At 57.5% G+C, this 13,664-nt stretch carries 12 protein-coding genes; 2 read left to right on the top strand and 10 right to left on the bottom strand.

Annotated features, from left to right (window positions below):
* The first annotated feature begins 3 nt into the window (after nt 1–3).
* Both ACR0AP_RS05355 and ACR0AP_RS05350 read left to right on the top strand, forming a co-directional pair.
* A complete protein-coding gene (locus ACR0AP_RS05355) occupies nt 4–1,215 on the top strand; it encodes an ABC transporter permease (protein WP_267365892.1) in 1,212 nt (403 codons plus the stop codon).
* Between the two features lie 162 nt (nt 1,216–1,377).
* Nucleotides 1,378–2,598 (top strand): aminopeptidase P family protein, encoded by a 1,221-nt coding sequence (locus ACR0AP_RS05350; protein ID WP_480505744.1) that lies wholly within the window; start codon nt 1,378–1,380, stop codon nt 2,596–2,598.
* A 33-nt stretch (nt 2,599–2,631) separates the two neighbouring features.
* Here the strand turns inward: ACR0AP_RS05350 and speB are convergent, their stop codons facing one another.
* From speB to ACR0AP_RS05300, 10 genes are all read right to left on the bottom strand, one after another.
* Nucleotides 2,632–3,609, bottom strand: coding sequence for an agmatinase (gene speB / locus ACR0AP_RS05345; protein WP_480505742.1), 978 nt, complete (start codon nt 3,607–3,609; stop codon nt 2,632–2,634).
* A gap of 289 nt (nt 3,610–3,898) precedes the next feature.
* A complete protein-coding gene (locus ACR0AP_RS05340; RefSeq protein ID WP_480505740.1) occupies nt 3,899–5,188 on the bottom strand; it encodes a flavin-dependent oxidoreductase in 1,290 nt (429 codons plus the stop codon).
* A gap of 69 nt (nt 5,189–5,257) precedes the next feature.
* Nucleotides 5,258–6,787, bottom strand: coding sequence for an acyl-CoA dehydrogenase family protein (locus ACR0AP_RS05335; RefSeq protein WP_480505739.1), 1,530 nt, complete (start codon nt 6,785–6,787; stop codon nt 5,258–5,260).
* 118 nt (nt 6,788–6,905) lie between these two features.
* Nucleotides 6,906–7,781, bottom strand: coding sequence for an amidohydrolase family protein (locus tag ACR0AP_RS05330; protein ID WP_480505737.1), 876 nt, complete (start codon nt 7,779–7,781; stop codon nt 6,906–6,908).
* A gap of 15 nt (nt 7,782–7,796) precedes the next feature.
* Nucleotides 7,797–9,614 (bottom strand): feruloyl-CoA synthase, encoded by a 1,818-nt coding sequence (locus tag ACR0AP_RS05325; protein ID WP_480505735.1) that lies wholly within the window; start codon nt 9,612–9,614, stop codon nt 7,797–7,799.
* Between the two features lie 2 nt (nt 9,615–9,616).
* Nucleotides 9,617–10,099, bottom strand: a complete 483-nt coding sequence (locus tag ACR0AP_RS05320; protein ID WP_480505733.1) for a MarR family winged helix-turn-helix transcriptional regulator — start codon at nt 10,097–10,099, stop codon at nt 9,617–9,619.
* 4 nt (nt 10,100–10,103) lie between these two features.
* Entirely contained in the window at nt 10,104–10,871 is a 768-nt protein-coding gene (locus tag ACR0AP_RS05315; protein WP_480505731.1) for a crotonase/enoyl-CoA hydratase family protein, read from the bottom strand.
* A 10-nt stretch (nt 10,872–10,881) separates the two neighbouring features.
* Entirely contained in the window at nt 10,882–11,646 is a 765-nt protein-coding gene (locus ACR0AP_RS05310; protein ID WP_480505729.1) for an SDR family NAD(P)-dependent oxidoreductase, read from the bottom strand.
* A 91-nt stretch (nt 11,647–11,737) separates the two neighbouring features.
* Nucleotides 11,738–13,051 (bottom strand): TRAP transporter large permease, encoded by a 1,314-nt coding sequence (locus ACR0AP_RS05305; protein WP_209504353.1) that lies wholly within the window; start codon nt 13,049–13,051, stop codon nt 11,738–11,740.
* Entirely contained in the window at nt 13,048–13,632 is a 585-nt protein-coding gene (locus ACR0AP_RS05300) for a TRAP transporter small permease (protein WP_480486114.1), read from the bottom strand. Before ACR0AP_RS05300 ends, ACR0AP_RS05305 begins: the two co-directional genes overlap by 4 nt.
* Between the last annotated feature and the right edge of the window lie 32 nt (nt 13,633–13,664).

Here is a 13,664-nt window from a genome sequence, read left to right as displayed (position 1 = left end):
GACATGGCCGCACTTACTCCGATATCCCGTAAACCTATGTCGATGGTTCTGCCCAGCGTTGCATTGGCCGGAGCATTCGCTGGTATCTTTGTCGGCGCCGGAAACGGCTCGGTCCTGCTAGGGATCGTGGGCGGTGCCATCGTGATTGCCGGACTGGCATGGATTTACATCAACATTCTAAAGAATGAGCAGTTGGCCCGCTGGATCAATATCCTCGGCTTTGGCATCGCGGGCTTTTTGATGTCCGGCCCAATGGGGGGAGTACTTGGCCTGTTGGGGGGCTGGTTCTTCGCCTGGTTTACTTATTGGTTGTACGAAGGGCGATACCGGCGCAAGCTGTTGCCGTACCTGACCGCGCAGCAGGTGTTTTACCACTACCTGTTCCGGGTGATCTGCGGTGCGATCTTCGTCTTCCTGATCACACCGATCCTTGTGGTCTTGCCGCTGTCGTTCAACGCACAGGACTTTTTTACCTTCACGCCCGAGATGTTGCGGCTTGACCCTGAAGGGTATTCGCTGAAGCACTACCGCGATTTCTTTACCAACAATGAATGGCAACGCAGCTTCAAGAACTCGCTGATCATTGCCCCGATTGCCACAATCATCTCGGTCTCGCTTGGCACCTTGGCGGCCATTGGTCTCAGCCAGAGCCACGTCCCCGGCCGCCGTGCTATCATGGGTATCCTGATTTCGCCGATGATCGTTCCGCTGATCATCTCGGCCACTGGCATGTTCTTTTTCTACAGCGATATCGGTCGGTTCCTTGAAGGCACGCTGGGCATGAACAAGAACTTTGTGGGTTATCTGAAAGTCATCCTGGCGCACGCCGTTCTGGGTATCCCGTTCGTGATCATCACTGTGACCGCCACGCTTGTGAGCTTTGATCGTTCGCTGACGAGGGCGGCTGCGAATATGGGGGCAGGGCCGGTGCGGACCTTCTTCAAGATCCAGATGCCGCTGATTCTGCCGGGTGTGATCTCGGGTGGCCTGTTCGCCTTCATCACCTCGTTCGACGAAGTTGTGGTGGTTCTGTTCGTTGGCTCAGCCAGTCAGAAGACTCTGCCGTGGCAGATGTTCACGGGCCTGCGGGAACAGATCAGCCCGACCATTCTGGCGGTTGCGACGATCCTGGTGGTTCTGTCGATTGCGCTGCTGACTACGGTTGAGTTGCTGCGGCGTCGGTCCGAACGTTTGCGGGGGCTTTCACCCGCTTGACGGAGCATTCTGTCTGATCTAACGATTCACGTGTTCATCTCCGCTGCGATGGCGTCGCGGCGTCTAAGGGGATGATCGGCTCTCGGACCCCGAGACCGCCTGTCCTGAACGCCGGGACATGTGGCCGGGATTTGTCGCCCGGCAAAGATGAGAGACCAAGTGATGACCGACACAACGAAACGCCCCGAATTCTTTACCTGCCACAATGGTGACAAAGCGCCTTTGCCGTTCAGCAAGGGGGAGTATGATCGCCGTCTCAGCAAGCTTCGCAGCATCATGGCCGCACGTGATATTCCTGCGATTCTGCTGACATCGATGCAGAATATCGCCTACTACTCGGGCTTTCTGTATTGTTCCTTTGGCCGTCCGTATGGCTGCGTGGTCACCCAAGAGGCCTGCACCACCGTTTCGGCCAACATCGACGCCGGGCAACCGTGGCGCCGGTCGGTCGAAGACAACGTGATTTATACTGACTGGAAGCGCGACAACTATTGGCGTGCGGTTGCAAGCCTGATCGGCAATGTTAAGCGGATCGGCATTGAAGGTGACCACATGACGCTGGCCGCCCGCGACACCGCCCTGCGGATGCTGGGTACCCCCGAACTGGTTGACATCGCGCCGGATACAATGACCGCGCGCATGGTCAAATCCGCCGAAGAGATTGAATTGATCAAGGGTGGGGCACGCACCGCGGACGTTGGCGGGGCGGCAATCCATGCGGCCATCCGTGAAGGCGCAACTGAGATCGAGATTGCCATGGCGGGCCGTGACGCAATGGAAGAGGAAATCGCGCGCGCCTATCCAGATGCCGAATATCGCGACACCTGGGTTTGGTTCCAGTCCGGGCTGAACACCGATGGCGCGCATAACCCGGTGACAAAACGCGCCCTGCAAAAAGGCGATATCCTGTCGCTGAACACTTTTCCGATGATCTCAGGCTATTACACTGCGCTGGAACGTACCCTGTTTCTGGGCGAGCCGGACGCTGACAGCTTGCGCCTCTGGAAAGCCAATGTGGCGGCCCATGAACTGGGTCTGAGCCTGATCAAACCCGGTGCGACCTGTTCAGGCATCACCGCCGAGATCAACCGTTTCTTTGCCGATGAGGGGCTGCTGCAATACCGCTCGTTCGGGTATGGCCATTCTTTCGGCATCCTCAGCCATTATTACGGGCGCGAGGCCGGTCTGGAACTGCGCGAGGATATCGACACCGTGCTGGAACCTGGCATGGTCGTTTCAATCGAGCCCATGCTGTGGATCCCCGAAGGGCAACCCGGTGCAGGGGGCTACCGCGAGCATGATATTCTGGTGGTGGGCGAAGACGGCGCCGAGAACATCACCGGCTTCCCATATGGGCCTGGCCACAACATCATCGATGCCTGATACAAAGAGGGGGGGAGCAAACGCTCCCCCCCTTCATTTCTCGCGACCGGCGCGTTCGTGAAAGATAAAACCCAGGAAATTCAACAATAGCTGCGCGGCCAAAATCTGCGTGCTTTCGCTGGGGTCATAGGCTGGTGCCACTTCGACAAGGTCGATGCCGACGACATTGCCGCGTTTAGCGAGGCCCTGAAGGATATCCAGAACGTCATAATACAAAAATCCCCCATGGCTTGGCGTCCCGGTCCCCGCCGCGATAGAGGGGCAAAAGGCGTCGATATCTATTGTCACATAATACCGAGCACCTTCGGGGATGCGTTCAAGAACGCCCCCGGTTCCCAGCTTTCTCGCCTGACGCACGGACAGGATGTCTGATCCACGTGCGCGTGCGTCCTCGTATCCTTCCTTGGCGGTTGACGAGACGTTTCGAATGCCCAATTGGGTCATCCCTGAGACATAGTCTTTCTCGATTGCCCGCCGCATGGGGTTGCCGTGGCCATTGGTGACACCGTGACGCTCGTCCACGAAATCCAGATGCGCATCGATTTGAACCACGTGGATCGGGCCGTTCTGTGCACAATCATCTTCAAACGCGGAAATGCAGGGAATGTTGACAGAGTGATCGCCGCCGATCACAAGCGGCAGCGCCCCGGCGGTCAGGATTTTGCGAACACCATAGGCGATGTTTTCGTGGCTGACCTCGGTCTTTGTGTGGACGATATCCGCATCCCCCAAATCCACGATACGCACGGAACTGTCCAGATAGGTTGCGTCGTCTTCGTGGTCATAGGCACCGGCATGTCCAAAACTGAACAGGGTCGAAGCCTCGCGCACGGCCCGAGGTCCGAACCTTGCCCCGGCGCGCCATTGCGTGCCGAAATCAAAGGGGGCACCAAGGACACAAACATCCGCATCAATATTATCCCAATCCTCGACATACGGAGATTTTCCAAAGGTCGATATTCCAACGAAAGGTAGGTTCAGTCGTCCTGACGCATATCCATGATCCTGCATTATCAATCCTTTCGCTGGTCATGCCGCCTTGCGTGCAATTGAACATGAGAAGGCGGTGCAATGAAATTAATTTTCTTCGATCAAACCATGTCTGGCGTTCAGACAGGTCTGATCCGGTGCATTCTTTCCGTTTAGCTGTTGGTCGTTTCGCCACAAACGAAAATTCAGAGGGGCAAGCTGGGGTACCGCAAAATCGTTCACGGCAGCGAGTGATTTTGCGGGCGATACACAAGTCCGGCGAAGCGGTGTTTTCATGGGTGCAGATGTTCAATCCCCGAAGGCTTTTACATCATGCCTGCCGCACAAGTTGCGAGCCGGGCGCAATCGTTGGCGGTGCGCTGTTCAGGGCGTCACGCGCGAAACCGGCGGCAGCTTTGTATTTGGCCATGAAACTGGCTCTTTCAGCCAAGGGAATGACCGTTTCAATATCGTCGAACACACCGGCACAGCGGTCGTTGACCAAATTCAACAGGCCAAAAGGCCCGGCACCCCGATTGCAAAGGACAAGGTTTGAAACCGGCCCGCACAGCGTGTCATCATAAGCCGCCAGCGCGGTTGGACCCACGCCATGCTTGAGCAAGCTGGCCCCCAAAACGCGGGCGTCCATGATCGCCTGGCTGGCCCCATTCGAACCGGTGGGGTACATCGGGTGGGCGGCGTCTCCGATCAAGGCAACCGGCCCGTCAACCCACGTTTCAACCGGATCGCGGTCGATCATTGGGTTTTCATATGTCACACCCGCACCGCGGATCAGAGCTGGAACATCCAGCCAATCATAGGTCCATCCGTCAAAATGATGCGCAAAATCCTTGGCCTCAACCTGCCGGAACCATCCGGTTGCCGCATGCGCGGCCGGGTCATCGTGGGTGACTTCGGCAATCCAGTTTATCAGCGCCAAGCCGGTTTCGGGGTCGGGGTGCGAGATCGGGTAGATCACCATTCGTTTCTTATGCGTACCCAGTCCGACAAAGGAGGAACCCGTGCGCACAGGCTTTGCCAATGTTGTGCCGCGCCACATGACGGCACCTCCCCAATGGATCGGAGGTTGGCTTGGATGCATTTGGGCGCGGAGGGCTGAATGGATACCGTCGGCGCCGATCAGAATGGCACCCGTTTCGTGGGTGGCCCCTTTATCAGTTTGCAGCCGCACTGTAACCGTCCCGTCCGCATTGGTCTGGTACCCCGTGGCCCGAGACCCAAGGCGCACGGCATCCGGGCCTGCGCGTTCGATAAACCGCTGGTAAAGCGCCATGTGAAACGCGCCGCGATGTACTGCGTATTGCGGCCAGTTGTAACCGGCGAAAGTTCCGCGCGGTTCCGAGTAAATCTCGCGCCCGTTCAACCCGACAAGCGCCCATTCCTGCGCAGGGACGCCGAACCCGTCCAGATCCTGAGCCGTGAAACCCAGATCGTACAACTCGCGCACGGCGTTGGGTTGCAGGTTTATTCCGACACCCAGCGGGCACAGTTGCCGAACGCTTTCAAAGACGGTGCAGTCGATGCCAATCTGATGCAGTGTCAGTGCCAGCGACAACCCGGCAATTCCACCACCCGCGATAAGCACTTTTGGATCTGTCATGTTGTGTGTCTTTCAGTCCGATTGGTGGCGGGAATTGGTTGTCGATAATCGGCGCGTGTGGATAAACCCTCAACCACAAATGCGTTTGATCCGTTCCGGGGATGGATGAAGGCTCGCGGCGTTGCGCAGCCGCGCCCGTAGGCAGATCAGAGCGGTATCAATCGTCGTTTGCATGAACCCATGCGCCATCGCCGCGCTGTCACCCTGTTTCAGCTTTCGGCGAGCGGATTGCCAAGTGTTCAGTGCGTCCGAAATCGCATTGCATGTCCAATGCTCGGCTTCTTGCGAAACAAATTCGGCAAAGGCGTCGCCCGCAGGCCCTGCGGCCAGACGTGTTGCCAGCATACGCGCGTGTATGCCGTTGGCCCCTTCGTAAATCGAGGTAATTCGGGCATCACGATAGGTCTGCTCCAGCCGGTATTCGCGCAAATAGCCATAGCCGCCCAGTACCTGCATACCCAATTCGGCGGCCTTGATACCGGCTTCGGTGCAATAGACCTTGGCAACCGGGGTTAGAAAATCAACCAGGTCAGGTGACGTAGCCCGTTCCAAGGTGACAAATGCAAGATGTGCAAGACTGCGGCTACTGATTGCCAGCCAGTCGATTTGATCCAGCATGCGGCGGATGTCGGCATGTTGATCCAGTGTTGCCAGTTGGCCGTCGGCATTGCGTCCCTGCACCCTTTCACTGGCATAATTACTGGCAATGTCGTAGGCCCGCGCGGCGTGCGCGACTCCCTGTAGGGCGACATCAAGCCGGGCGTGGTTCATCATGGTGAACATGGCCATCAGGCCTTCACCCTCGGCTCCGATCAATTCGGCTCTGGCCCCATCAAATGCCAGCTGGCACGTGGGTGAGGCATGCAGGCCCATCTTTTCCTCGATGCGCGTTACGGTAACGTGGTTGCGGCTGCCGTCAGTGCAGGTGCTGGGGCATAGAAACAGCGATAAACCTTTGACGCCGTCATCGGACGTGCGCGCAAGCACAAGATGCAGGATGTGATCGCTCATGTCCTGGTCACCGCCAGAGATAAAGATTTTTTCGCCCGTGATCTTCCATCCATCCTCAGCAGGTTCCGCCCGGCAGCGCACGCGTGAAAGGTCAGACCCGGCCCCGGGTTCAGTCAGGCACATGGTGGCCAGAGTTTCACCCGAGGCCAGAGAGGGAACGTACCGGGATTGCTGATCCTTTGTACCAAAGCGCAACAAGGTACGCACCGCGCCCGGAACCAATCCCGTAACCATCTGAAGGCTGTGGTTTGCGCCAGAAAACACTTCGGAGGTGATTGCCAGCATCAGGGCACCAAGCCCTTGACCTCCATATTCTTCAGGCACGGTGAGTGAGGGCCAGCCCTGTTCCGAATATGCTGCGTAAACTTGGCCAAAGCCGTCGGGCATGGATGCGCGACCGTTTTCCAGCGAGCATCCCTGCCTGTCTCCCGGCTCGTCTAGCGGGGCAATTTCACCTTGCGCGAAGGCCGCAAAATGTTCGCCGATCTCACCAGCCAGGTCAGCGTCCCAGTCTGGAAGCTCGGTAGCCCGGGCTACGTGGTTCAACGTGAATAAGATGTCCGCAAGCGGGGCTTCGAATGGCTTCATGGTCATATTACCCGACAGCTAGCGATTTCGGTGGTCACGACGCGGCCCGGTTCTGGCGGTTTGGCACTGTCGACGTTCAAAGTGACTGGGTAGGGGCGCGATGGGGCAGGGGGCAGCATCACTCAGTCAGTCCCAGCAGGCGCGCGGCATTGCCTTTGATGATGTCCGGGCGCAGTTCGTCCTTGATATTGATCTTCTCGAAATCCGACAGCCAGCGTTCAGGAGTGATCATTGGCCAGTCGGACCCAAACAGGACCTTTTTCCTGAGAATCGAGTTGCAGTATTTCACCAGAATCTCGGGGAAGTACTTTGGTGACCAGCCGGACAGGTCGATATAGACGTTGGGCTTGTGTTGCGCCACTGACAGAGCTTCTTCCTGCCAGGGAAATGACGGATGGGCGAGGATGATCTTCATATCCGGAAAATCGACGGCGACGTCATCCATGAACATCGGGTTCGAGTATTTAAGCCGCATTCCGTTACCGCCGCGCATGCCCGAACCGACACCGGTCTGGCCTGTGTGAAACAGGGCGATGCAGCCTTCCTCCGCGATTGCCTCGTAAAGGTCATAAGCCATGCGGTCATTGGGGTAGAACCCCTGCATCGTCGGATGAAACTTGAATCCTTTGATACCAAATTCGCGGATCAGGCGGCGCGCCTCGCGTGCGCCCATCTTGCCCTTGTGCGGATCGATTGACGCAAACGGGATGAGCACATCGTCATTTTCCGCCGCCAATGCGGCAACTTCTTCGTTCTTGTAGCGCCGATAGCCGGTCTCCCGCTCGGCATCGACCGGGAAGATCACCGCGGCTATGTTTTGCTCGCGATAGTGCTGTGCAGTCTCGGGAACCGTAGGCGGGTGGCTCCACGGAGCGCCAAAGTAATTGGCCATGGTTGCCTGCAGGTCGTCATAGCCATCGTCCGAGTGGCACCCGCAGGGTTCTTCAGCGTGGGTGTGAATGTCGATTGCGCGAACCTTGGAGATATCGACCATCTGTTCGTTCCTTTCTCAGATCTTTACGATTGCCGGGTCGGCGTCGTCATAAAGACGCTCAAGTAAATTTTGCCGTCGTGTCAGTATTTTGCGGAAATTGAGGTTCCCCTTGGCGGTCATTTCGCCCTCGGGCATTGAGGCGGGCTCGCTAAGAACAATGGCACGCCCGACCCGTGTGGAACTGCCCGATACCTCGCGTGCGCGCTCTGCCAGACGGCGGTGGATTTCACCTTGCAGCAGTTTGCAGCGGTAGGCGCCACTGTCGTCGCTCAGGTCAAATCCTTCCCGCTTCAGCTCGGCGACATCGGGAAAGACCATGACGCCGATCTCATTTCTGTCGGCACCTGTAATGACCAGATCTGAGGCAAGAGGCGCAAGGCAGGTCAACAAGTCCATCCGCAATTGCGCGGCACGCACCCATGTTCCGGTCAGCAACTTGAAATCTTCAGAAATCCGGCCGTCGAATTTCATACCTTTATTCACATCCTGCGGGTCGATGAACCGCATGGCGTCGCCGGTAATGAAAAACCCTTCTTCATCGAAAACACTGGCCGTCTTTTCGGGTTCGTTGAAATACCCGGGCATCACGTTTGGCCCTTTGATGCGCATTTCGCACCGCATGTCTTCATCCGGTATCAGCTTGAGAGTCACGCCGTTCATCGGAACGCCAACAACCCCGGAACGATCAATGGGCTCGGACTGCATCATTGTGGCGGGCGCTGTCTCGGTCAGTCCCCAGGACGAGGTCATCAGCGGTATCTCACCTTTGACATCCAGCGCCATCTGTTCAAATCCAGACCAGATGTCCTGAGGCAGTGAAGCGCCCGCATAAAAGATCAGATCAAGTTCTTCGAAGAACCGCCGCCGCAAATTGCCATCCCGCTGCAATGCGCCCAGCAGCATGCCGTAACCTACGGGAACATTGAAGCTGAGCGTGCCGGTGACCATGGACAGGTTTTCCAGCGTCCTCTCAAACAGACCAGCTACCGGTTTGCCGTCGTCGATGTAGAAGCTTCCGCCGTTGGCGAGCATCATGTTGAAATTATGTGATCCGCCAAAGACGTGGTTCCATGGCAGCCAATCGACCACTCGGGGCGGACGCGTGCGCAGAAATGGCAACGCGTCGGCCAGCATGGTTTGGTTCACACACATCATGCGATGGGTCGTGATGACCCCTTTCGGGGCCGAGGTTGAACCGCTGGTCATCAGGATCTTGGCGACGGAGGCGGGGCCAACCAGTTCATAGGCGGCCCCAAGATCGACACTGACATCCCCTTTGAGAAGTTCGTCGAACGCTGTGACCTGACTGTTCCTGCCTTGTCGGCTGGCTACGATTTCGACCCCTTGAAGCGCATCCAGTTCCAGCGCCTCTCGGTATTGATCCCCATCGACGACATAGGCCATCTTCGGGCGCACCAGTTCGATGGCATGGCGCAGGCGGCCGTGCGCGCCATGGATCAACGCGTACTGCTCAGCCACGGGGGCTGTTGGTATGCCGATATACTGAGCAGCAAGGCTTAGCAGACCGTGATCGACACCGTTACCGCTCATGATCAGGATCGGTGTGTCAGGCCCCATCCCACGCCCCAATAGCGAGCTTGCGATGGCTCGCACCTTTTCAAGCGTGGTCGCATAGCTTTCCTTGCGCCATCCCGCGCCGCTGCGTTCAGCAATGAACGTGCGGTCAGGCGCGTCCGAGGCCCAGGCGTGCAGCCAGACACCGGTTTTGTCGACGACAGGACCAAGAGTGTGGTTCGATTTTAGCAGGATGGAGCCGTCGGCCCGATCTTCGCGCGAAACAGAATGCACCAGGTATTCCGATGTGCGTTGCATGATCAGCCCCTTTTCCTCGCTTTTTCGATCGTCCTGAGGGCATCGAATACGGTGGTGATGGTTGCGTCATCCAAACCGGCCAGCAGCTTGCCTTCGTGGGCGGTCACTGCGGCGACTGCCTTTTCATATAATTGCCTGCCCGCCAGTGTCGTCCTGAGGGCATAGGCGCGCCGGTCGGTGGGTACCCGGTCGCGGACGATCAGTTCCCTGCGCTCCAGCTCGTCAATGATGACGACAAGGTTCGGGCGCTCGATATCCATTGCGTCAGCCAGTTGGGACTGCCGCAAACCGGGGTTATCGACGATGAGAACCAGTGCCGTATATGTCAGCATTCGCAGATCAAAGGGCCGCAGAGTTGTTTTCAGGTCTTCCTGCACCACATTGAAGGCCCGTTTCATGCGATAACCGACAAAGCCCCGCAGCGTGGCATCGCTGATCGTGTTTGGCGCGCTGTCTTCTGGCGTGTGTTCATGTTTCCTTTTCATGTGTTCACCTGAAGTTCGGGGCGCGCTTTTCAAGAAAGGCCCGCAGTCCTTCCTGGGCATCCGGTGTTGTTTGCGACAGGGCCGCGGCCAGCGATTCAGTAAACAGCCCGTCGTTTTGCGACATTTCATTGATCCGCGCGACCGCCTGAATCATCAGATAGTTTGACAGTGGCGCGTTTCGGGAAATCTTACCTGCCAGCTTTTGGGCCAGCGCCAAAGCCTCGCCTTCACCCACGCTATAATGTGCAAGCCCCAGCGATACCCCTTCGTCGGCACCATATTTGCGGCCGGTCAACATCATCTCGGTCATCCGATCGGCCCCCAGCAGGCGACCGACCCGCGCGGTCGCACCGCCGCCGACAAATATTCCGCGTCGGCCTTCGGGAAGCTGAAAGATCGTCGAAGGTTCAGCGATGCGAACATGTGTTGCCGCGGCAAGTTCCAGCCCGCCGCCGATCACGGCACCAAACATGGCCGAGACAACCGCAAGCCCACCAAACTGGATCTTGTCCATGACACTGTGCCAGTGGCGGGAATGATGCAGGTTTTCCTCGGCTGTACGATGAACATGCTCGGACAGGTCCAATCCGGAACAATAGTGCCCTTCAGTTCCGGTCAGTATCACCACACGTACATTTTTGGGTGGTGCAGAAAAGAAATCATCCAGCGCGCCCAACAGTTCCTCGCACATCGCGTTTCGCTTGTCGGGGCGGTTCATGGTCAGGGTCGCGATGGATCCGTTGACCTCAATGTTCAGGATTTGGCTGTCCATGGGGAACTCCTTACCGGGTCGGCAGACGAACGGCGCCGTCAAGTCGAATAGTGGTGCCATTCAAAAACGGGTTTTCAACGATCTGTTCGGCGAGCATTGCGAACTCGCGCGCTTCGCCAAGGCGGGCCGGGAAGGGAATGTTCGCAGTGATCTTGGCAGTGACCTCTTCCGGCAAGCCTTCCATCATTGGCGTGTGGAACAGGCCAGGTGCGATGGCCATCACCCGAATACCCGACTGTGCGAGTTCCCGTGCGGCAGGCAGGCACATCGAAGCGATTGCCCCTTTGGACGCGGCATATGCGGCTTGACCCAATTGACCGTCCTGCCACGCAACCGACGCCGTGTTGATGATCACACCGCGTTCACCGTCAGCCAGCGGGTCCAGCTTGGCCATGTGTCTCGCTGCGTGGCTCATCACGTTGTAGGTGCCAAAAAGATTTACGCGCAGAGTTTTCTCGAACACGTCGAATGACAGCTTGCCTTCGCGCCCGACGATCCTGGCCGCCATGCCGACGCCTGCACAACTGACGGCGATTCTGGGTGCCGACCCGAAATGGGTTATTGCCTTCCCAAACGCGGCACTCACGGCGGCCTCGTCACTGACATCGGCTTGCAGGGCAAGGCCACCAATTTCGTCAGCGACTGCCATCGCACCTTCAGCATTGAAATCCAAAACGGCAACGTTTGCTCCGCTGGCGGCGAAATGCCTTGCCGTTGCAGCGCCCAACCCGCTTCCGCCGCCGGTGACCAGCGCGACACATCCACTTAACTGCATGGTGCTCTCTCCAATTTAGTATGCTCAATCATTGTTGTATCTCATACCTATTTTCGGATGGGCCTGCTCCGGACCGCTGTTGGTGTCTAAGCTAGGGGATCAGGAACAGGGTAATGGCTGGAAACAGCACCAGGATCATGACCCGAATGATGTCAGAGGTGACGAACCACATCACTGCCTTGTAAGTTTGGGTCATCGGGGTTGAACGATCCATAGCGTTGATAATGAACAGATTCATTCCGACCGGAGGGGTGATCAGCCCGACCTCGACAACGATCAGAACCAGAATACCGAACCAGATGGCCACATGTTCGGGGCTCATGCCGAAATCCAGTGCGCTGATGACCGGAAAGAAGATCGGGATTGTCAGCAGGATCATTGACAGGCTGTCCATCAGACACCCGAAGATCAGATAGAACACCAGGATCAGGCACAACACCATCCACGGGCTGAGCCCAAGTCCAACGACCCAGCCAGACAGTTCCTGCGGTACCTGAGTGAGCGCTAGGAAACTGTTATACAGCCCTGCGCCCAACACGATGAAGAAGATCATCGCCGTGCTTGAGGCCGTGGCAATGATGCTTTCGACGAAGACCTGCCAGTTCAGATTGCCCGAGATCAGAGCGATCAACCCGGTTCCCGCCGCCCCCACGGCTGCGCCTTCGGTTGGGGTGAACCAGCCAAGATAGATGCCACCAACAACAAGGCCAAAAACCAGCAGGACAGGCCAGACATCCAGCAGTGCCCGTACGCGTTCAGGATATGGGATCGCTTCGCGGGTGCCGGCGGCGTCAGGATACATGCGCACATAGATCGAAATCGTGATGATATAGCCGAGCGCTGCCAGAATGCCGGGGACAAAGGCCGCGAGAAACAGCTTGGCGATATTCTGTTCCGTCAGGATCGCATAGATCACAAGGATCACCGAAGGCGGGATCAGAATGCCCAATGTGCCGCCAGCAGCAAGCGTTGCGGTCGAAAACCCGCCGGAATAGCCGTAGCGGCGCAGTTCGGGCAGCGCGACACGGCTCATCGTCGCGGCGGTGGCCAGGGAGGACCCGCATATTGCGCCAAATCCGGCACAAGCGCCAACTGCCGCCATGGCGACGCCTCCTTTGCGGTGGCCCAACCAGCTTTCAGCCGCTTTGAACAAGGCCGAAGACATGCCCGACAATGTCGCGAACTGCCCCATCAGCAGGAACATCGGAATGATCGTCAGCGAATAGCTGGAGAAGGTAGAGTAGGTTTCGGTTTTAAGCTTGGCCATGAACATGCTGGTGCCACCCATGGCAAAATACAGCCCGCCAATCCCGCACAGCAACATGGCAAGGCCAATCGGTGCGCGCAGGAAAATCATTATAAGAAGTACGGGAAAGGACACGTAGCCCAGTTCGAGCATGGTCAATGTGCGGCCTCCCCGCGATAGGGCAGGATATGACGCCCGGTGACAAGCTCGATGACCTGCGCGACGGCGCAATAGACAGCAACAAGTGATGCGACAAGGGCGGCAACAAAGCTTAGCCCATAGGCCCACCAAACAGGAAATTGCAGCAGAAAGGTCGTTTCACCATAGTCCAGCTTGTTTTGCATGCCGACAAACAGGCGCCATGTAATCAAAAGGATGACAAGCGACAGGACGATTTCCCAGAACGTGATGATCACCTTGTTCACCTTAGCCGGAAGGGCGTTTGTGAATACATCGACCGTGGCGTGAGAGCCGTAGAGCTGGCAGATCGGCAGGAACGAGAATATGGCGAATGCAACGCCGGCTTCGACCAGTTCAAAATCGCCATTCACCGGCCCGACGCCCGATGCAATCAGCGCATTTGCCGCTGCTTCCGACAGTGACGTCAGAATGTCCGAGTGACCCAGCGTGTTCAAGCCGCGCCCCAGCACGCTGACACAGGTCAGCAGGACCAGCGCAGTCAGAACCACACCGCCGAGAACGGCCATGAAGCGCGCGATGCGCTCAACCAGTTTCTGCATGATCAACTCCAAAGGGATTGCTCTCCCAGCGG

The sequence above is a fragment of the Ruegeria sp. AF7 genome, from assembly GCF_056541885.1.
This window is presented reverse-complemented; position numbering and strand designations above follow the sequence as displayed.